The following is a 19,839-nucleotide window of genomic DNA, read 5'->3' as shown; positions in this document are numbered from 1 at the left end:
AATTCTCCACAGGGTCGAGGGGTTTAATTCTCCACAGGGTCGAAGGGTTTAATTCTCCACGGGGCCGCAGGAAATCAGAGCAGCTTCTCTATATCTTGAACGATAGCCTTTGGCGCGTCCTGAGGGCCATAGCGTTTCACCACATTACCATCCCGGTCTATCAGGAATTTGGTGAAGTTCCACTTGATTGAGGTTGAGCCCATCAACCCCTTCTTCTCTGACTTCATCCAATCAAACAAAGGCGAGGCATCCACCCCGTTCACATCAACCTTTGCCATAAGAGGAAATGTCACGCCGAAATTGACCTTACAAAATTCGGCGATTTCGTCCGCATTGCCAGGTTCCTGCGCGCCGAACTGATTGCACGGAAATCCGAGCACTTCGAAATCGGAATCCTTGAATTGCTGATACAGCGCCTCAAGCCCATCATATTGCGGGGTAAATCCGCATTTGGATGCCGTGTTGACCACCAGCAACACTTTGCCCTTTTTTGTCGCAAGATCGAGCGTCTCCCCCTGGTTGGTGGTGACTGTAAAATCGGCAAGAGTGATCATGGAGCGTCCTTAAATAAGCTGCCCATAACAATGGGTACCGCGCCGCTCAGGTCAAGACCCCATCATGCAGCCGAACCACGCGGTCCATGCGCGCAGCGAGACGTTCATTGTGAGTCGCCACCAAAGCCGCGCTGCCTTCCCCGCGCACAAGTTCAAGGAATTGGCCTAGCACAGTGTTTGAAGTCGCCTCGTCGAGATTGCCCGTAGGTTCATCAGCCAGCACCAAAGTCGGCTGATTGGCCAAAGCCCGCGCAACGGCAACGCGCTGCTGTTCACCGCCCGACAATTGGCTTGGCCGATGGGTCAGGCGGTGGCCAAGGCCAAGGTTGGAAAGCAGGCTTTCAGCGCGCGCTTTCGCCTCGTCCTCAGACGTGCCCGCCACCATTTGCGGCATCACCACATTCTCTGTCGCGTTGAAATCGGGTAGAAGATGGTGGAATTGATAGACAAACCCCAAATGCTCGCGCCGAACACGAGTGCGCCCATCAGAAGGCAGGCTTTCCGCTGCTTGCCCTGCGATATGGATGGAACCTTCAAAACCGCCCTCGAGAAGGCCAACGGCTTGCAGCATTGTCGATTTGCCCGAACCCGATGGTCCCAGCAGCGCCACGATCTCCCCTGGCATGATGTCGAGATTGACACCGCGCAGCACGTCAATCCGGGTCCCGCCCTGTTCGAAAGAGCGCTTGAGATCACGCAGGGCTACGATTGGCTTACTCATAACGCAGCACCTGTACCGGATCGGTGTTCGACGCTTTGAGCGCTGGATAAAGCGTTGCAAGGAAGCTCATCCCGATGGCAAGCGCCACAATCCCGGCGATTTCCCACGGGTCAACCCGCACCGGCAAAGTGGTGAGAAATCGAACCTGTGGGTCCCAAATCTCAACCCCGGTGACCGCCGCAATGCCGTTCACAATACCATTACGAAAATAGAGCAGCAAAAGTCCCAAAAGGAGGCCCACCAGCGTCCCCAGTGAACCAATCGTCGTGCCCGTCGTCACAAAAATCTTCAGCAGCGAACGCCGCGTCGCCCCCATCGTGCGCATAATGGCAATATCGCGCGTCTTTGCCCGCACAAGCATCACAAGGCTTGAGAGGATATTGAACGAGGCCACCAGCACCATGAAGCTGAGCACAAAGAACATCGCCACCCGCTCTACCTCAAGCGCTTCGAAAAGCGTGGAATTGATCTGTTTCCAATCGGCGATTTGAGCCCGTCCGGTAAGCTGCGCTTCTATCCCGCCAAGGATATCGCCAACATTATCTGGATCGGTCACCGTGACTTCGATCAAGCCTATCTTGTCACCAAGCAACAGCAAAGTTTGTGCATCGGACATGGGCATGATCACAAAGGTTTCGTCAAAATCATAAAGGCCAATCTCGAAGATCGCCCCCACCTCGTACCCCACCTGCCGGATAGAGGTGCCAAATGGTGTCGAACGCCCTTGCGGATTGATGACGGTGATTGTGTCTCCGATCCTGATCCCAAGGTTCGTCGCCAATTGCACCCCAATTGCAACCTTGCCGCTGCCCGGCACGACGCTGGAAATATCGCCCATTATGACCTTGTCGCCCATGGAAGCGATGTCTTCATCTGTGTTTCCGCGGACAAAAATCACATTGTTGCGGCCATTAAACCCTCCAACAAGAGGCTGCTCAATCAGTGGAGAGGCGCTCACCACTCCTTCGGTCGCTTGAACTTCGGCAAGCACGTTTTCCCAATCGTCGAGCTCGCCGCCGTATGCCTGAATAACAGCATGACCGTTAAGGCCTGCAAACTTGTCGAGCATTTCGCTGCGAAAGCCGCCCATAACGCTCATCACTAAGACAAGCATCGCAACAGACAACATCACCACGCCCACCGAAATTCCGGCAACCAGCGCAATGAAGGCCTCACCTTTGCCCGGCCACAAATAGCGCTTGGCGATCATTCTTTCGAAGGGAGTGAGCATGCGTTTGGGTCTTTGTAAGGTGCTCAATGAACACAGGCTTTAGATTGAAGAGTGAGCTTTAAGCGGCATCACGAGCGCGCACAATGCGCAAAACCGCCCTATCTGTGTGTAATCGAAGTGCCGCACTTTCCCTCCTTCCCAAGAGTTTACGCAGAATCTCGTGGAGCTGGCTGGAACAATGCTTGTAATTGAACCGTAACACCGTCATTGACGCCCCCATCGGCGGGGCACAAACGTCGGAGCAGCGGGCGAAGAAACGATGGCATTTACCGGATCTGGTCAGTTTTGCGGAAATCTCACTCATCCATTTCTTGATGAAGATGGTGATAAGCTGCGCGAAGAGTGCGGCGTTTTTGGTGCAATTAACGCCGAGAAAGCTTCGGCTGCGACGGCCCTTGGCCTTCACGCCTTGCAACATCGCGGACAAGAAGCTGCTGGCATTACCAGTTTCGATGGCAGAGATTTCATCTCTCGGCGCGGGCTTGGTCATGTGGCGGAAAATTTTTCCTCTCAAGAAGCAATCGATGAACTTCCCGGCAATATGGCCGCAGGGCATGTGCGCTATTCAACAACCGGCGGAGCCGGGCTGCGCAATGTGCAGCCACTTTACGCAGAGCTTGCGAGCGGCGGTTTCGCAATTGCGCATAATGGCAATATTTCCAATGCCTTGGCGTTGAGAAAAGACCTCGTTGGCAAAGGTTCGATCTTCCAGTCGACCTCTGACACCGAAGTCATCATCCATTTGGTCGCTACATCGCGTTACCCAACAGTTGCAGATCGCTTGATTGATGCGCTGCGATTGGTCGAAGGGGCGTATGCCCTTATCGTCATGACCCCAACAGGCATGATTGCCTGCCGCGACCCCTTAGGCATTCGCCCTCTTGTCATGGGTAAAATGACGAACAGCGATGGCTCTGAATCCGTTCTTTTCGCTAGCGAAAGCGTCGCATTCGATGTGGTGGGCGCAGAGATTATCCGGGAGGTGGAGCCGGGTGAAATGCTTCAGGTCGGCTTTGACGGCCGAATTGAAAGCATGCGGCCCTTTGGAAGTCCGTCCCCTCGCCCATGTATATTTGAGCATGTCTATTTCAGCCGTCCTGACAGCATTTTTGCTGGTCAAAGCGTATATGAAGCCCGCAAAGCCATCGGCCGTGAGCTTGCTATCGAGGCACCGTGCGATGTTGACCTGATTGTGCCTGTTCCGGATAGCGGTGTCCCAGCAGCGATCGGTTATGCCCAAGAATCCGGCGTACCCTTTGAACTTGGTATCATCCGCTCACACTATGTCGGGCGCACCTTTATCCAACCAGGCGATGGCGCGCGCGATTCCAGCGTTAAACGCAAACACAACGCCAACCGCGGCCTTGTCGAAGGCAAGCGCATTGTTCTTATCGACGATTCCATCGTACGCGGCACCACCAGCCTCAAAATCGTTCAGATGATGCGCGATGCAGGGGCAAAGGAAGTGCATTTCCGGGTAGCAAGCCCGCCAACAGCGCATTCGTGTTTCTACGGCGTTGATACACCTGAACGCTCTAAATTGCTTGCCGCACGAATGGATTTGGAGCCAATGCGCCAGTTTATCAAAGCCGACAGCCTCGCCTTTATCTCCATCGACGGACTTTACCGCGCCGTGGGTGCAAAGGGTCGCGATACATCTTGTCCGCAGTTTTGCGATGCCTGTTTCACGGGCGATTACCCAACCTCGCTCACCGATCTTGTAAAGTCCAAGGAAGGCAGCGATGAGCTCCCTTTTGCTGATCCCAAAGCTGCCTAAGGCACATCGCGCATGACTGATTCAAAACTCCTTTCCGGTCAAACGGCCTTGGTCACTGGCGCAAGCCGCGGCATTGGCGCAGCCACTGCCATCGCTCTTGCCAATGCAGGCGCGCATGTCATCATCACTGCACGCAAGGTAAAAGAGTTGGAGGCGGTCGAGGACCAAATCCATGCGAAGGGCGGGACCTCCACTATTGCTCCTGTCGATATGATGGAGCCTGATGCGATAAGCCGTCTTGCATCCGCGATCGCTGGGCGTTGGGATACGCTTGATCTAATGGTGGTTTCAGCGGCTTACCTCCCAGAGCTCACGCCGCTTAGCCAGATCGACCCCAAACAATTCAACACGGCCATCCTAACCAATGTCGTTGCGACTCAGGCGCTGCTGGCTGGTTTTGATCCGCTATTGCGACGCGCCAAGGCGGGCAAAGTCATTGGCCTCACCAGCAGTGTGGGCGCCGATCCACGTGCGTTCTGGGGTGCATATGGTTCCACCAAGGCCGCATTTGACAATCTGCTTGTGACATACGGAGCGGAAGTAGAAAAACTTAGCGAGCTGCGCGTGGCAATTGTCGATCCGGGTGCAACCCGCACCGCAATGCGCGCGCGCGCGTTCCCCGGCGAGAACCCAGAGACAGTGAAAGCCCCAGAAGTTGTGGCGGATCGTATTGTCACCCTTGCCACTGACGGGTTTGAGACCGGACACCGCGAGCGTATCGACTAATCCATTTCGGCGTGAATGAATATCGGCACTGGATCTCGGACCTCAGGATGAAATATTCGTCCTTAGCGCTAAGTTAACCCTAACTAGCAACCTTCCCTAAGTCACTTTTGTGCGATTGCGTGTGTGATCAGAGACCACCCACTGATTTTGAGAAGGTTTCCACGGCTATGCCGACCGGCAGTAATCAATATCACATGGCAGCGCAGGAAGATCGCTGCTCTCCTCGTACGCGTTTGACCATCCCTGCAACTTTGCGGGCATCAGGTGGCCGTGCGTTCCAAACCAATGTGCAGGACCTGTCGATCTCTGGTTTCTCTGCAAGCTCCATCAATCGGATGCATGATGGTCAGATGTGCTGGTTGACACTGCCGGGCCTTGAATCGCTTCCAGCTCAGGTCGTGTGGTGGGAAAATTGTATCGTGGGTTGCGCGTTCGAAGAGCTCTTGAGCCCGATCGTCCACGACAACATCCTTCAGCGTTACACAGCAACGGGCGTAAGTCGCACGATCATCTGACCGTGCGACCAACCAATTAATCCAACGCAGCAATCTTATCCGCAACATCTCGCCATGCGGCGCGGTGGTCATTGCTGGTTGCGGTTGACCAATTGCTGACTACGGTAAGCACAAGCTGTTTTTCCGGCATAATCGTGATCGATTGACCAAATATCCCCTGCGCGCCGTATCCTTGCGGGTACGTCCACCATTGATAGCCATAACCAAACCCGGCCTGATCAAAATCGACCAAGCTGTCGCCGGCCTCGGCAAACCACCCTTCGGGAACGCTTTCGCCTCCCCCTTCGAGAGCGAATATGCCCATGCGGGTATAATCACCCAGAGATAAGGAAAGGCAGCATCCCCCGATGCTTCCCCCGCGCGCATCCGACATCCAGAACAAGCCGTCTTTTAGGCCTGCTGGCTCGACAATCTTCTCTTGCGCATATTCCGCCAAAGAAAGGCCAACGGCGTTTTCAATCACGAGACCGATGAGATTTGTCTCACCCGTCTTATAGAGCCATTTTTCGCCTGCAGGTGCCTCCCGCGATAGCCCGCGCATCTGTGCGACCGTCGCCTCTGCGCCGTGTTCGAGGACGAAATTGTTCATCTGAGCGACGTCACTATTAGGGTCGGTGTAATCCTCATCCCAAGCAACACCGCTGGTCATTGTCGCAATTTGGCGGACGGAGACGCCCTCATAATCTGACCCCGCCAAGCCCGGAACATAAAGCGTCACTGGATCATCAAGACTGGAGATGAAGCCATCGTGCACCGCAGCGCCTAGCAATGTCGAAGTGAAGCTCTTGGCAACTGAGAAACTGGTCCAACGCTGGGTAGGGGCAAAATCGAGACCATACCTTTCAAATCGCACTGCTCCCTTGTGATGGACCATCACGCCTGCGGCGTTGGTTTTCGCCATTACCTGATCGATTTCCGCAACCAAATTTGCAGGCAAAGCCTCGCCTTCTAGGAGTTCTCTTGGATTGCTCGACGCTGGCACTTCTTTGCCTGCAAACCAACTTTCCATCTCGCGAAAGCGTGCAGAACGCTCTTCATCGCTCCAGAATAACACTTGCAGTTCAGAAGGGTCGCGTGTCGGAGGCACAACATCCTCAACCGCAGCAAGAGGCGCTAGCCCGCTTTCAAAACCTTCGGCTGCACCAAATCCGCAACCGCCAAGCACGAGCGAAGCTGCGGCCGCCATCATCAGTGAAATTCGCTTCATTGTTTTCGCTCTCCCATCAACGCACAGCCTACTCGGCAATGGCGTCTACTGATACATTGGCGCTCTCAACACCCTTTGCCTCAAATACGCCTTGAACGGCGCGATAGAACTGATTGCGTTCGGCAGCTTGTTCTTGCGGCACAGCTTCAGGCCAATTCGCGTTGGAAGCAATCACCAAATCGCGCGCGGGATCAATGAAGATACCCTGCCCGAAAATGCCTTGGGCCGCATAAGAGCCGTCATCATACGTCCACCATTGATAGCCGTATCCCTCGCCCGGTGTCCCGATTTCCGCTTGGCGTGTGGTCGCCGCCTCGATCCAGCCCTCTGGCAAAACTGGTTTCCCCCCAACCTGTCCTTGGGCCAGCATGAACATCCCAAAACGCGCCATGTCGCGAGTGGCCGCCTGAATACAGCAACCGCTTATCTCATTGCCGGTCTTGTTCAGCAGCCAGGTCGCATCTTGCTGCATCCCAAACGGGGCCCAAATCTTCTCGGACAGGTAATCGGCGAGTGTTTTGCCGGTCGCCTCGCTCACCAATAAGCCAATAAGGTTGGTTTCACCCGTTTTATAGACCCACTTCTCACCTGCAGGCGCCTCTCTTGGAAGCGAACGCATATAGCTGACGGTGGTGTCCATGCCCTCTTCCGCCTGATGATTGTTGAACCTTGCTACGTCAGAATTGGGATCGCCGTAATCTTCATTCCACGCGACACCGCTGGTCATAGTGAGCAGTTGAGCAATGGAGACCTCGTCATATGCAGAACCCTTGAGGTTCGCGATGTATTTGGTGACGGGATCGTCAATGGACGCGATAGAGCCATCTGCAATTGCGGCCCCAACCAGCGTCGATGTTAGGCTTTTGGCGACGGAAAAGCTGGTCCATTTTCCTTCGTTTGAGAATTCAAGGCCGTATTCCTCGAGCACGACCTTGCCCTTGTGAACAATCACCAGCGCCGATGTACGCTGGTTGGTCATATAGCCTTCGACATCCACCGGCAGTGTAATGGGATCGCCATCCGGGAGATCCAAAATGTCACCCCCTGCCGCGATTGTGCGCGAACCTGCGAGGAAGGGAAATGCATCAAGCACGCGAAAACCCGCATCGCGCTCATCTGTCGACCAAAACAAGACATCTGAGCTGGTCTGTCCTTTCGCAAGAAAGGCGCGCGCATCCTTATCGAGTGAAAACCAAAAGACGGACATGCCAAGCACCAACAATGCAAGGACAATAAAAAGCGTTTTTCTCATGATGCTGTGCGGGCTCCTCAACCTTTGAACCTTCATAAGCGCGAGAGAAAAGGACAAGCAAGAGAGCGCGTCAGGATTGTTCGCCAATCCGCCCCTCAACTGCCCTTCATCACTCTATATGCAGCCAACGCCCTTTCGCGCGCAGCCTTATGGCCGATCATCTTGGGCTGGTACGCTTTGGGCAAACGTCCAAACTCTTCTGGATCGTGGATGTAGGGTTCATCAAGCCCGGCGAGCTCTGGCACAAACTTGCGAATATAGGCCGTGCAATCAAACTTCTCCGACTGGGTTAGCGGAGCCATGATCCGCACGAACATATTGGAATCGACACCCGTTCCCGCGGTCCATTGCCAATTTGTCGCGTTGGAGGCGTAATCGGCATCAAGCAGAGTATCCCAGAACCATTGTTCGCCATGCCGCCAATCGATGAGCAGGTGTTTGACAAGGAAGCTCGCCGTGATCATCCGAACGCGGTTGTGCATCCACCCGGTTTGCCACAGCTCGCGCATACCCGCGTCAACAATGGGGTAACCGGTGCGACCTTGCTGCCATTTCTTGAGGTCTTTCGCTGCCTTTGGATCGCTCTCAGGATCGCGCCACTGGATATGGTCGAAATCTTCGCGGTAGTTACTGCGCGCATAAAGCGGGAATTGCGCCGCCGTGTTTTGCGCATAATCGCGCCAAATCAGCTCGCTTTCGTAAACCTCCCAGCCCTTGGTGGAGCGCCCTTGGAAGTGATGCCAGATTTGCACCGGAGTAATCTCACCAAAATGCAAATGGGGAGAGAGGCGCGAGACTCGCTCAATAGAGGGAAGATTGCGAGCTTCATCATAATCATCGACATGATCCGACCACCATTCAAGACGCTCATGGGCTGCCTCTTCGCCAACCTCCCAAGCCTCAGCAATCCCCCCTGACCAATCGGGCTTTGCGGGCAGGAGGCTCCAGTCCAAGAGGATATCAGACGCCGGCCATGTGGCGGGCACCGTAAGCTCAGGTTCTGGCACCAGATCACGCGGCGGAAACTGCGTTCGCACGGCGCGGCTAAAGGGCGTGTATATCTTATACTGCCCACCCGATCCGGTTTTGATCGCACCCATCACAGTCAGAAAATTGCCGTGATAACGTTCAAGCGAAACCTTCTCACCCAGCGCCTTTTCAACATTACGCCACCATGGTTCGTAATGGTGATTGGCATGGATGGTCGCCCCGCCCAGCTCTGCCGAAAGTGCGCTCAATTCCTCCACGCAATCGCCTTTACGAAGGATTAGAGTGGAACCGCGCTCCTCCAACCGCACCGCCAGATCGGCCAGCGAATGATGCAGCCACCAACGCGATGCCCCGCCGTAAGCATGGGTCTTGGCCGCCGCATCGTCCAGAACATAGACGCAGATCACAGGGCCTCTTTGGGCCGCTTCGTAAAGGGCGGGATTGTCAGCAAGGCGCAGATCGCGTCGCAGCCAGACGATTTGTGTTTCTGTCATGTGAGATGAAGCGCCTTAATCGTCACCTAGTTCCTCACATTCAACATTTGGCAACGCCAGAGAGAAACGGTCGCGGGCTCGGGGATCGTAGAAACGCGCATCGTGAAGGACAACAGAGCCATCTTCGGCGCGCGTACCAAAGGGGGCTCTTGTCCAAAACAGGAACGCATCAAGCTGCGAATTATGCTCTGTCTCGTGGTCAAAGTCGGGAAGCAGGCACTGTGTTTCCACCGAATGGCGGTAGCCATACCCTGCATCTTCACCCTGCCATGCGTCCGACACCCAACGACCGTCTTCAAGCTTTGCGATCCGTTCACGAGAAAGCGATGCAATAGGCGCAGGCGAAGCGATAAACTCTGTCGGATAGGGCTCTGAAAGGGTGCCTTTTGTAGTATAAGCCGCCCAAGTTATCGTCCAATTCACCGCAATATAGGCAAGCATAATCGCAATCGCGCCGCGCGCAATCGGGCGTTGGTTTCCGCCGGACTTCTCCCGCCGGTAGCCCCACCAGACCGAGACAATCAAAAGCGCCCAAAGCCACACATCGACGATAAAAAGCGTATCTCCATATGCCCATGTCGGTGCGAACGGCTCCCAAAAACGCACGCCGTAGACGTTGAGCCAATCGAACAGCGGATGGCTAAGCGCGCCGATAAAACTCAAGGCATAGAGCCAGCCAAAATGGACCTGCACTCTGTCCTCTGGCCTGGTCCCACGTTTCGTTTGCCAGCGGTCGTAATACCAAAGGATACTCGCCAATATCAGCGGCAAGATCACCAATGCGGGCGGTCCGTGCGTGATCCCGCGCCGGAACCCCAAATGTTCCGTCCCTTCAAGCCAGAAAAAACACGCCGCATCCACATCGGGCAAATTGGCCCCAATGATAAGCGCGGGCATTCCAAGCCCAGTTTTCCGTTTGAGGCCTGCTTGCCCCATGACTGCACCGACAAGACTGTGGGTTAGGTTATCCATTTGCAACGCTCTACCCATGGTGCATAGCAGGGTCAAAGTTACCCTTTGGGAGAGACGCAAAAAATGACCGATGCACCTTTTGTCCGGCCCGACATGCAGGCCTTCCTTGATGGCCTTGCCGGAATGGCGGGGCCCACACTCGCCGAACTGACTTTGGAAGAGGCGCGCGCATCATACATTGCGCTGCACGGGATGGCGGACCGCCCTGCCCGCGAGCTTGCCGTGATCCGCGACCTCACCTGCCCCGGGCCTGCTGGAGGCATTCCGCTTCGCCTTTATGACGCGCGTGAAACCCGCGAGGCGGGGCCTGTCATCACATTCTATCACGGCGGCGGCTTTGTGATTGGCGATCTGGATACCCACCACAATCTCTGCACCGAAATCGCCGCGCTCATGGATTTGCCAGTTGTCGCAGTTGATTACCGTCTAGCGCCCGAACACCCCTTTCCCGCAGCGATTGAAGATTGCGAAGCGGCAACACGCTGGGTCGCCTCATCGCCATCAGAGCTAGAGCGCAAAGCAACTGGCGTCGTCCCGATCGGCGACAGCGCAGGCGGCAATGCAGCCATTGTGGTGAGCCAGTTGCTCGGCGCAAAGCCGGCTGATGTGCCAGTGGCCTTGCAAGTGCCGATCTTCCCTCTGGCAAGCGATGCAAACGGGTCGGCAAGTCTTGAGCAATTTGACGACGGTTACCTTCTTACCAAGGCCTCCATCGAATTCTTCGATGCCGCCTATAAGGCCGAGCGTAGCGATCCGCGCGGTTTTCCGATTCTTGGCGATCACTCCATCGCTCCGCCCACAATTGTCGCAACCGCCAGCCTCGATCCCATCCGCGATTCCGGACGCGAATATGCCAAGGCTCTGATTGAGGCAGGACGCAGCGTGGTGTATTTGGAAATGCAAGGCGTCACCCACTCTTTCACCAACATCCGCGCCGCTGTGCCAAGCACACAGGGCGATTTAGAGCGAATTATCGCAGCAATGAAAATGATGCTGGAAACCGCATAAATGAACGATCTGCCCTACCGCCCTTGCGCCGGATTTATGCTCGTGAACGCTTCGGGCCAAGTCTTTGTCGGTGAACGCATAGACCAGCGCGCCCACGGGTTTTGGCAAATGCCGCAAGGGGGCATTGATCCGGGCGAAGACCCCAAAACCGCTGCATTGCGCGAGTTGGAGGAGGAAACCGGTGTTGGCCCAGACAAGGTCGAAATCATCGTGCCCGCGTCCAAAACCTTCAAGTATGATCTTCCACCAGAGCTTTCAGGCCGTATTTGGAAGGGCAAATATCGCGGACAAGAACAACATTGGTATTTAGGCCGATTTTTGGGCGAAGATGCCGATATTGACCTTGCCGCGCATGATCCGGCCGAATTTCAAGCCTTCCGCTGGGTTGACGTACATACACTGCCCGAGCTTATCATCCCGTTCAAACGCGCGGTTTATGAAGAGCTTGTCGCGGAATTCGCGCCCCTCATTTAGAACTTGAAGATGATCCGTTCGCGGTCATCTTTGGCGCGGGCGGATTTGAAGCTATCGAGCGCTTCGATCCGGGCAAACCACGCAAGGATGTTGGTGCGTCCTTCAAACTGCCCTTTGTCCAGCGCGGCATACATTGGATAAACCAATGTGATGTCGGCGGCGGTCAGATTGTCTCCGCCAAAGAACGGCTGTTTGCCCAAATCCTTTTCCATCAAATCGATCAAAGCGCTGCTGCGCGGGTTTAGGAAAATTGTACGCACCTGCCCGAAGACCGCCTTTAGCAGGGAAGAAATCGGCCATGGCGAACGCATTTCCAAAAGGCCAAGAACCATCGCAATCCCTTGAAGGCTCATGAGCGAGCCCGGCGATGCATGGAACCAGAACAAATGCCGCGCGCGGTCCTTGTGTCCTGCTGCGGGGCGAAGGGCGCTATCGGGATAGCTGTCGAGAATATAGTCGATGATCGCATTGCTTTCACACAGCACCAGATCACCATCCGTCACGACCGGAGCCGTCCCCAAGGGCGACAAGGCCTTATATTCATCAGGCGCGAGATTATCGTCAGCGTTGCGATCGTAAGATTTGAGCGCATAGTCCGCGCCCAAAGCTTCGAGGAGCCACAGAATGCGAAAACTCTGCGAATATTCGAGATGGTGAAGTGTCAGCATGAGCGCAAGCCTAGCGCGCAAACTCAGTTGGTGACAGTGTTTTCCTCGCCGCTGTCCACTGCGAGGCGCGCAGGTGGACCCGCTGCAATTCTTTGCTGAAGCGCTTGGGTTTCGGGGCATGATGTGCCGCACAGGCTTTCAAGCCGCGACAAATTACGCTGTGCCTTATCCAACGCGCCGCGTTCAACCAAAGCTTCACCCTCGCCTGAAATCGCTGCAAAATTATCGGGCTCGCGCTGCAATGCCTCGCGGTAATACGCAATCGCCTTGCCCTGAAGACCGTCTTGGCGCGCGGCCTCCGCTAAATCCAAGAAAATCGGCGTGTAAGCCGGATCGACGGCAAATGCTGCCTCAAACGCATCAATCGCACCTTGTGTGTCGCCATTTTTCAGGGCCGCTTGCCCAAGCGCGATCAATTGAGCTGCACGCGGATCGGGCACTCGCTCACCAGCGCTCGTTACGCTTGCGGTGGTCACAAGGAATAGTGAGAGGGCAGCGGCAACGGGCGCGAAACGCATGAACAGCTCCTTGAAGTGCGAAAGCCGGAAAGATGATGGCTCAGCCATGGCCTAGTTAGCTATCATCCGAAATGGAGGTTGGCGACAAAAAACCCATCCGTACCGTCATGGAACGGTGTAAACCGCTTTCCTTCCCCCCGCTTACGGCCAATCGGCATCTCAATCGGGACCGCGTTCCACCCTTCGTGGCGTGATAGAAATGCGCCGACGCGTGCCGGTCCTTCATCATCAAGCACAGAGCAAGTAACAAAGGTCATAGTGCCGCCCGGCTTCACTAGTTCGGCCCCAATATCAAGGACATGATCTTGCAGTTTGGTAAGCCGTGTTAACTCTTTGCGATCAAGCCGCCAGCGCCCTTCGGGACTGCGACGCCAGGTTCCGCTGCCAGAACAAGGCGCATCGACCAGCACCCGGTCCGCCTTGCCGGCCCATACGGCAAGAGCCTCGCGTTCTTCGCCCGGATTAAGCAAAACCGTGTGATCCACCTGTGCGCCCGCCCGCGCCGCCCTTGGCGCAAGGTTTCCTAGTCGCCGCTTGTCGGTGTCGCAGGCCACAAGGCTTGCTGCATTGCCAAGTTTCGCCGCGAGTGCGAGCGTTTTTCCGCCTGCGCCTGCACAAAGGTCAACAATCGTCTCGCCGGTCTCAGCACCAATCGCCTCGCACACCCATTGGCTGGCGTGGTCCTGAATTTCGATCTGGCCATCGCGGTATTGCGGCCATTGTTCGACCTGAGTTCCGCTGGAAAAACGAAGACCATTAGGCGCAGATAACGCTTCGCCCTCTTCAGGCAATTCAAGGCTTTCCCGCGATGCTTTGAGCACGTTCACCCTAACATCAAGCGATGCGCGGCCAAGCAGGGCCTCAGCTTCTTGTCCGGTAATGGCAGAGCCCGTGAGCTTCTTCTCAAGCCACTCTGGAGCAACACCGATAAATGCGGCCATTTCCCCGTCGCCCATTTTTGCCGGTCCATGGGCCGAGCCATCGAACAGAGGCACAAGGTTTGCGTCCTGTGTCGCCATTGCCAGCATAGCAGAGCGCCCATCATGAGGCACCTCGCCGCAAAGCCGGATTGCCTGATACACAAGGTCGCGCACCGTCCGCCGGTCTTTGGACCCAGCGTAGCGACGTGTTTTGAAATAAGCCGAAATCAACCGGTCAGCCGGTGCGCCTTTATTGCGCGCACCCTCGATGATCTGGTCGAGCAGCTCAATCGCTGCTTGGACCCGCGCTGAGGGGGTCATGGTTTAACGTGTCGGATAATTGGGTGCCTCTCGGGTGATCGCTACATCATGCACATGGCTTTCAGAAAGCCCGGCATTTGTGATGCGAACGAATTGCGCGCGTTGTTGGAGGTCGGTGATGGTTTCAGAGCCGGTGTAGCCCATGGCCGCTTTCACGCCGCCCACCAATTGGTGAATGACATCGGCTGCTGGACCTTTGAAGGGCACCTGGCCTTCGATCCCTTCTGGGACTAGTTTCAAAGCAGACACATCCTGTTGGAAATACCGATCAGCAGATCCGCGCGCCATAGCGCCAACGCTGCCCATTCCGCGGTACGCCTTGTAAGAGCGTCCTTGATACAGGAATACTTCACCCGGACTTTCAGCCGTTCCAGCAAGCATTGAGCCGACCATGACGCTCGATGCGCCAGCGGCAAGAGCCTTGGCGGCGTCGCCCGATGTGCGAAGACCGCCATCAGCGATCACCGGAACACCAGACTTGGCCGCTTCCTCGGCGCTTTCCATGACGGCGGTCAATTGCGGTACACCAACGCCCGCAACCACGCGGGTGGTGCAAATTGAGCCCGGACCAATGCCAACCTTCACCGCATCTGCACCTGCGTTAATCAGTGCGCGCGTCGCTTCGGCGGTGGCGACATTACCTGCGATAACTTGCACAGAGCTGGAGAGTGCTTTCACCCGTTCAACAGCCCGTCCAACATCTTTATTGTGGCCGTGCGCAGTGTCGATAACGACAACATCGACTTCGGCATCAACCAAAGCCGCAGAGCGTTCAAACCCTTTATCACCAACTGTACTTGCCGCAGCGACACGCAGGCGCCCAGCGCCATCTTTGGTCGCATTGGGATAATTCACGGCCTTTTCGATGTCTTTGACAGTGATAAGGCCAATGCACCTATAATCATCGTCGACCACCAATAGTTTTTCAATCCGCCGCCCATGCAACAGGCGGCGAGCGTCTTCTTGGCTTGTTCCCAGTGGAACGGTGGCCAAGTTTTCAGTGGTCATCAATTCGCGCACGGGCTGCGCCGGATTTTCAGCAAAGCGCACATCCCGGTTGGTCAAAATGCCCACCAGTTTTCCCGCTAAATCGGTGACTGGAATACCGCTGATCTTGTGTTGGTCCATCAAGGCTTGCGCATCGCCAAGAACCGCATCCGGACCAATAGTGATAGGGTTTACGACCATACCGCTTTCAAAGCGTTTCACGGCGCGAACGGCGGCCACTTGCTCTTCCAGACCGAGATTACGGTGAAGTACACCGATGCCGCCCAATTGCGCCATGACGATACCCATATCGGCCTCTGTCACTGTATCCATTGCGGATGAAACGACGGGGATATTGAGTGCAATATCACGCGTTAGCTGCGTATGCGTTTTTGCCATGCTCGGCAGAACATTGCTCTCCGCAGGGCGAAGAAGGACATCATCAAAAGTAAGGCCGAGGGGGATTTCAATATGCACGTGGGTCAGCTTTCTTTGGCAAGAGCGAATCGTGCAGGCCCCTGTAGGACGGGTTTTCGCTTGGCGCTAGGGCTGGCTGTCGGTAATCGCCGACTATTGTGGCACAGATGTGTCAGGCCCAGAGCCAGAGCCGGTGCCAGAGCCTGTGTCTGTCGAGGCATAAGATGACGGGTAACTTTGCGTATTTGCAACCCGTTTCACCAACGCCTCATGCAATAACAAATCATCCACTGCGCCGCCCAACTCAATTATGCCAAGCTCGTCTCCCGGGCGGTGGTAATTGGTTGCAAGATAGGGGCCGAGCACAATTTCCGAAGAGAACGCGGTTGAAACCAAAACCGAAGGCACGCCCTTTTCGAGCAAAGCCCAGCCATCGTGACGTTGTAAGAAACTCGCCGCATACTCGCGGCTTCCAAGCTCTCCCCCACGTTCGCGAACCACGTCCTTGATAACGGTATCAAGAGGGGTCCGACCTTCGCCGATAAAACCAAATGCAGCGCCTGCTCGCGCCACAGCGACAGAATCAAAATTGAACGAGGCAACGATGCTATCGAGCGGAATCGGAGGGGCTTTGGCAAAGGCCTTTGCGCCTAAAAGCCCCGATTCTTCGGCACTTGTAGCAAGGAAGTAAATATCGCGATCGAGAGGTTGTCCGGCCTTTAGCCTGCTTGCCAGTTCCAGCAATAACGCCAGGCCGCTCGCATTGTCGACGGCTCCATTGCAGATGGTGTCAGGCGTGCCTGCTGCACATTCACCCAGATGATCCCAATGCGCCATAAGCAAAACCGCGCCCGAACCCGGAAGCGTGCCAGGGATCATCCCAATTACATTGGAGCTGGTGAACTCCCGGCGTTCGGAATGGACGTCAATCGCAATGGTGGCGGCCAGAACTTCAAACTCAAAGTCCCGATCATTCGCCCGCGCTGTAAGCCTATCCCATTCACCATCAGGCAAAGCAGCGGCAAAGGCTTCGCGGGTAACAAATGCGCTCAACCGATCTGAAGCTTCGGACGCCAAAAGCAGCCTTTCTCGCGCGAAACGGCCCCTTTGACGTTCCAATGCGACACGCCCCGGAACCACGGAGAGAACGGCCGCAGGATTGGCCGCAAATATGGTCTCAACCATGGATCGATCAGTGCCTGCATCCGACAAAACAACGATCCGGCCAGTAAGCTCGCCTTGCGGAACGGTGCGCAGGCCATTGCCGACAAATACGACTTCAACGCCGTCAACCAAAACCCGGCTGCTGAGGGAAAATGCAAGACTGCTTTCGGTGGGCAAAATGGATGAACCATTTGCCGTCCGAACGGTTATTTCGTGATCAAGTGGCTCTGAACTCAGGAGTTCAACAGGCGCACGCCACGCGCTTCCCGGATCATTTGTGCCGGATTGAAGCCCCACCGCTTGCATCCGTTCAATCAGATAGGAGACCGTTTGTTCGCCGCCCGGTGTCCCCGGTTTTCGGCCTCCGAATTCATCGCTGGCCAGAACTTCGATATCGCGCATCATACGCGCAGCAATGGCATCGCGCTCAACTTGTGGGCCGGGCCCAGACGGAACCGTGGCGCAGGCTGCAAGGCCAGCGCACACAAAGATGACAACATATAGGCGGGCCCAAACCGTCATTCGGCGGTCCAGCCTCCATCGATGCTCCAATTGGCCCCTGTCACATTGCCCGCCTCCTCACGGCATAAGAAGACTGCAAGAGCGCCTATTTCATCAGGCTGAACGAATTTCTTGGTCGGCTGTTTTGCCAGGAGCACATCATTGATGACTTCGTCCCGCGAAAGTCCGCGCGCTGCCATCGTGTCGGGGATCTGCCCTTCAATCAAAGGGGTCCACACATAACCAGGCGAAATGCAGTTCGCAGTCACACCCGTCTGAGCAAGTTCAAGCGCGATGGTTTTGGTAAACCCATCCACGGCGTGCTTGCTGGCGTTATATGCGCTTTTAAAAGGGGAGGCGGTTTTGGAATGCGCACTCGCGGTATTGATAATCCGGCCCCAGCCCTTTTCTTTCATATACGGCACCGCAAGGCGCGTTGTATGAAACACTGCGCTGATGTTGAGCCCCATAATCTGATCCCACTTTTCGGTAGGGAAATCTTCGACGGCGGACACATGCTGCATACCTGCATTGTTGACCAGGATATCAACCTCGCCAATTTCAGCCATCATCCTCTCTATCGCTTCAGGATCAAGCAGGTTAGTGGCCGAGTGCTGTGCATCAAGTTCTTCGCAAAGCTGCGCAATTTCAGCCTCATCACCAAAACCGTTGAGGATAACCTGCGCGCCCTCTTTTCGCATGGCGCGAGCGATCGCAAGGCCAATCCCCGACGTTGAGCCTGTGATTAGCGCGCGTTTTCCGGTGAGCATTGGCGATCTTCCTTTCCCATTGCGAGCGGCACTAAGACGTGTACCATGTGAAATCATGCTTTTGCTTTGCTGGGCCGCCGTGTCCAGAAAATTGCGAAATGGTGCAATGCGCATAGCGCAAGATTATCACCGATTCGTCGGGCTGGTCTAAATTGCCCGCAAAGGCTCCAAGGGGGAATTACAGTGCGGCTTGGTCGTTACGATACTTCAAAGATAAAGGTTCGCTCTGGCGGCGCAAGCGGCGGCGGCGCGCGAAAAGCAGGCGGCGTAGGCTGCGGCACGATCATAATCGCGATTATTGCCGCCCTCGTCTTTGGGGTTGATCCCATGCAAACCATTGGTGTTCTGAGCGACGGGCAAGGCACAGCTCCTCAAGTCAGTCAGCAATCCGGTTTGAGCGAAGATCAATTGTGTTCCAGCGGCCCATATGCGCAAGAAACATGTCAGGCGATGACGAGCCTCAATGAAACGTGGGCGCCGGTGTTCCGGCAGGCAGGCGTTCAATTTGAGCAACCTGAGCTCGTCCTTTACCCGCCGGGGCCCATTTCCACTCAGGGCTGCGGCAATGCAAGCTCTGCATCCGGTCCGTTTTATTGTCCGGCAGATATGGGCATTTACATCGAAACGGGGTTCTTCGATCAACTTGCCCAAATGTCTGGGACCGATGGCGATTTTGCGCGACTTTATGTGATGGCGCATGAATATGGGCACCACATCCAAAACCTTACCGGGATTTCCGACCAAGTACGCAGCGCACAGGCACAAAACCCGCACAGAGCCAACCAATTGCTTGTTCGCCTTGAACTTATGGCCGATTGCTACGCCGGTGTTTGGGCGGGCATGAACCGCAGTTTGATCGAGGCGGGCGATCTTGAAGAAGGTATGCGCGCTGCAAGTGCCGTTGGCGATGACACACTTCAACGCGGTTCAGGCCAAAGAATCAATCCAGAGAGCTTTACCCATGGGTCAAGCCAACAACGTATGGAAGCGCTGAAGCTTGGGCTTCAAAGCGCGAATGCAGGAGCATGTGATGTTTATTTCGAAGGCAGTTAAAGCGGCCACTTTTTGTGCGGCTTTGGCGCTTGTCGTACCACTTGATGCGGCCAATGCCCAAATGAGTCAGGACGGACCCGACGTGATGGATGTGGCGCGCACGCCGCTTGAAGATTTTAACATCGATTCAAAAGACATCCCGGAAATCTTGGTCAAAGCGGCTGAAAATCCATATGACGATACCGGCATCACCAATTGCAACGCCGTGGTTCAAGAAATCGCCGTGCTAGACAACGAGCTTGGGCCTGACTTTGATATTACCCAAGAAGAGGCAAGGCGCATAAGTAAAGGCCGCGTCGCGAAAAGCGTGATCGGATCCTTCATACCCTTTCGCGGTATTGTCCGAGAAGTTTCCGGCGCGAACAAGAAGCGCAATGAATTTCGCCGCGCATTGACCGCCGGCATGGTGCGCAGGGCCTATCTCAAAGGCATGGGTGAAGCGCGCGGATGCGCATATCCCGCTCGCCCAAGAGAGGATGATAGCGCGATCGAAAGATCAGGAGATTATCCTGTCCCGCCAAATATTGAACGCGATGTGGTGGACGAAAGCAATCAAGACTTGGTCCCAATTGAACAATAAAAAACCGGCGCGAAGGAGT

General features: G+C 55.5%; 20 protein-coding genes. 7 read left to right on the top strand and 13 right to left on the bottom strand.

Translation table 11 applies throughout. The features are described from left to right. Positions 1–74 precede the first annotated feature (74 nt). From ABJ205_RS14580 to ABJ205_RS14570, 3 genes are read right to left on the bottom strand one after another with little or no spacing between them, the layout of a single operon-like run. On the bottom strand, positions 75–554 hold the full coding sequence (locus ABJ205_RS14580; RefSeq protein ID WP_348158460.1) for a glutathione peroxidase: 480 nt from the start codon (positions 552–554) through the stop codon (positions 75–77). A 46-nt stretch (positions 555–600) separates the two neighbouring features. Continuing rightward, positions 601–1,275, bottom strand: coding sequence for an ABC transporter ATP-binding protein (locus tag ABJ205_RS14575; protein ID WP_348158462.1), 675 nt, complete (start codon positions 1,273–1,275; stop codon positions 601–603). Then, positions 1,268–2,506, bottom strand: a complete 1,239-nt coding sequence (locus ABJ205_RS14570; protein ID WP_348158464.1) for a lipoprotein-releasing ABC transporter permease subunit — start codon at positions 2,504–2,506, stop codon at positions 1,268–1,270. The genes ABJ205_RS14575 and ABJ205_RS14570 overlap by 8 nt, the downstream gene beginning before the upstream one ends. A gap of 259 nt (positions 2,507–2,765) precedes the next feature. On the opposite strand from ABJ205_RS14570, the gene purF reads away from it, so the two are divergent. The 3 genes from purF to ABJ205_RS14555 all read left to right on the top strand — a co-directional run bounded on the left by purF (position 2,766) and on the right by ABJ205_RS14555 (position 5,524). After that, a complete protein-coding gene (gene purF, locus ABJ205_RS14565; RefSeq protein ID WP_348158465.1) occupies positions 2,766–4,283 on the top strand; it encodes an amidophosphoribosyltransferase in 1,518 nt (505 codons plus the stop codon). Between the two features lie 12 nt (positions 4,284–4,295). After that, positions 4,296–5,009 (top strand): SDR family NAD(P)-dependent oxidoreductase, encoded by a 714-nt coding sequence (locus ABJ205_RS14560; RefSeq protein WP_348158467.1) that lies wholly within the window; start codon positions 4,296–4,298, stop codon positions 5,007–5,009. 167 nt (positions 5,010–5,176) lie between these two features. Continuing rightward, positions 5,177–5,524, top strand: coding sequence for a PilZ domain-containing protein (locus tag ABJ205_RS14555; RefSeq protein ID WP_348158469.1), 348 nt, complete (start codon positions 5,177–5,179; stop codon positions 5,522–5,524). A 16-nt stretch (positions 5,525–5,540) separates the two neighbouring features. On the opposite strand, the gene ABJ205_RS14550 is transcribed toward ABJ205_RS14555, so the two are convergent. From ABJ205_RS14550 to ABJ205_RS14535, 4 genes are all read right to left on the bottom strand, one after another. Continuing rightward, positions 5,541–6,731 (bottom strand): serine hydrolase domain-containing protein, encoded by a 1,191-nt coding sequence (locus ABJ205_RS14550; RefSeq protein WP_348158470.1) that lies wholly within the window; start codon positions 6,729–6,731, stop codon positions 5,541–5,543. Positions 6,732–6,759: 28 nt separating this feature from the next. Continuing rightward, the gene (locus ABJ205_RS14545) at positions 6,760–7,983 is read right to left on the bottom strand and encodes a serine hydrolase (protein WP_348158473.1); all 1,224 of its coding nucleotides are present in this window, start codon (positions 7,981–7,983) and stop codon (positions 6,760–6,762) included. 95 nt (positions 7,984–8,078) lie between these two features. After that, positions 8,079–9,467, bottom strand: a complete 1,389-nt coding sequence (locus tag ABJ205_RS14540) for a deoxyribodipyrimidine photo-lyase (RefSeq protein ID WP_348158476.1) — start codon at positions 9,465–9,467, stop codon at positions 8,079–8,081. Positions 9,468–9,482: 15 nt separating this feature from the next. Continuing rightward, positions 9,483–10,439: a metal-dependent hydrolase gene (locus ABJ205_RS14535; RefSeq protein WP_348158478.1), complete on the bottom strand. Its 957-nt coding sequence runs from the start codon at positions 10,437–10,439 to the stop codon at positions 9,483–9,485. Positions 10,440–10,502: 63 nt separating this feature from the next. Between ABJ205_RS14535 and ABJ205_RS14530 the strand changes: the two genes are divergently transcribed. Then, the gene (locus tag ABJ205_RS14530; protein ID WP_348158481.1) at positions 10,503–11,447 is read left to right on the top strand and encodes an alpha/beta hydrolase; all 945 of its coding nucleotides are present in this window, start codon (positions 10,503–10,505) and stop codon (positions 11,445–11,447) included. Continuing rightward, a complete protein-coding gene (locus ABJ205_RS14525) occupies positions 11,448–11,921 on the top strand; it encodes an RNA pyrophosphohydrolase (protein WP_348158483.1) in 474 nt (157 codons plus the stop codon). Here the strand turns inward: ABJ205_RS14525 and ABJ205_RS14520 are convergent. The 6 genes from ABJ205_RS14520 to ABJ205_RS14495 form a co-directional block, all read right to left on the bottom strand. Next, complete coding sequence (locus ABJ205_RS14520; RefSeq protein WP_348158486.1) at positions 11,918–12,589, bottom strand: glutathione S-transferase family protein; 672 nt, start codon at positions 12,587–12,589, stop codon at positions 11,918–11,920. The two genes, ABJ205_RS14525 and ABJ205_RS14520, sit on opposite strands and share 4 nt — an antisense overlap. A 23-nt stretch (positions 12,590–12,612) precedes the next feature. Next, the gene (locus tag ABJ205_RS14515) at positions 12,613–13,107 is read right to left on the bottom strand and encodes a tetratricopeptide repeat protein (RefSeq protein WP_348158488.1); all 495 of its coding nucleotides are present in this window, start codon (positions 13,105–13,107) and stop codon (positions 12,613–12,615) included. Positions 13,108–13,169: 62 nt separating this feature from the next. Continuing rightward, positions 13,170–14,348, bottom strand: coding sequence for an RsmB/NOP family class I SAM-dependent RNA methyltransferase (locus ABJ205_RS14510; RefSeq protein ID WP_348158491.1), 1,179 nt, complete (start codon positions 14,346–14,348; stop codon positions 13,170–13,172). A 3-nt stretch (positions 14,349–14,351) separates the two neighbouring features. Next, complete coding sequence (guaB, locus tag ABJ205_RS14505) at positions 14,352–15,806, bottom strand: IMP dehydrogenase (protein ID WP_348158630.1); 1,455 nt, start codon at positions 15,804–15,806, stop codon at positions 14,352–14,354. A 99-nt stretch (positions 15,807–15,905) separates the two neighbouring features. Next, on the bottom strand, positions 15,906–17,438 hold the full coding sequence (locus ABJ205_RS14500; RefSeq protein ID WP_348158493.1) for a M20/M25/M40 family metallo-hydrolase: 1,533 nt from the start codon (positions 17,436–17,438) through the stop codon (positions 15,906–15,908). After that, on the bottom strand, positions 17,435–18,187 hold the full coding sequence (locus ABJ205_RS14495; RefSeq protein ID WP_348158496.1) for a 3-hydroxybutyrate dehydrogenase: 753 nt from the start codon (positions 18,185–18,187) through the stop codon (positions 17,435–17,437). The genes ABJ205_RS14500 and ABJ205_RS14495 overlap by 4 nt, the downstream gene beginning before the upstream one ends. A 183-nt stretch (positions 18,188–18,370) precedes the next feature. Here ABJ205_RS14495 and ABJ205_RS14490 point away from each other — a divergent pair, with 183 nt between their 5' ends. After that, positions 18,371–19,240, top strand: a complete 870-nt coding sequence (locus tag ABJ205_RS14490) for a neutral zinc metallopeptidase (protein ID WP_348158499.1) — start codon at positions 18,371–18,373, stop codon at positions 19,238–19,240. Further along, a complete protein-coding gene (locus ABJ205_RS14485; RefSeq protein WP_348158502.1) occupies positions 19,218–19,820 on the top strand; it encodes a hypothetical protein in 603 nt (200 codons plus the stop codon). The genes ABJ205_RS14490 and ABJ205_RS14485 overlap by 23 nt, the downstream gene beginning before the upstream one ends. Positions 19,821–19,839 lie beyond the last annotated feature (19 nt).

Source organism: Erythrobacter sp., from assembly GCF_039988855.1.
In the GTDB taxonomy this organism is placed as follows: Bacteria; Pseudomonadota; Alphaproteobacteria; order Sphingomonadales; family Sphingomonadaceae; genus Erythrobacter.
This window is presented reverse-complemented; position numbering and strand designations above follow the sequence as displayed.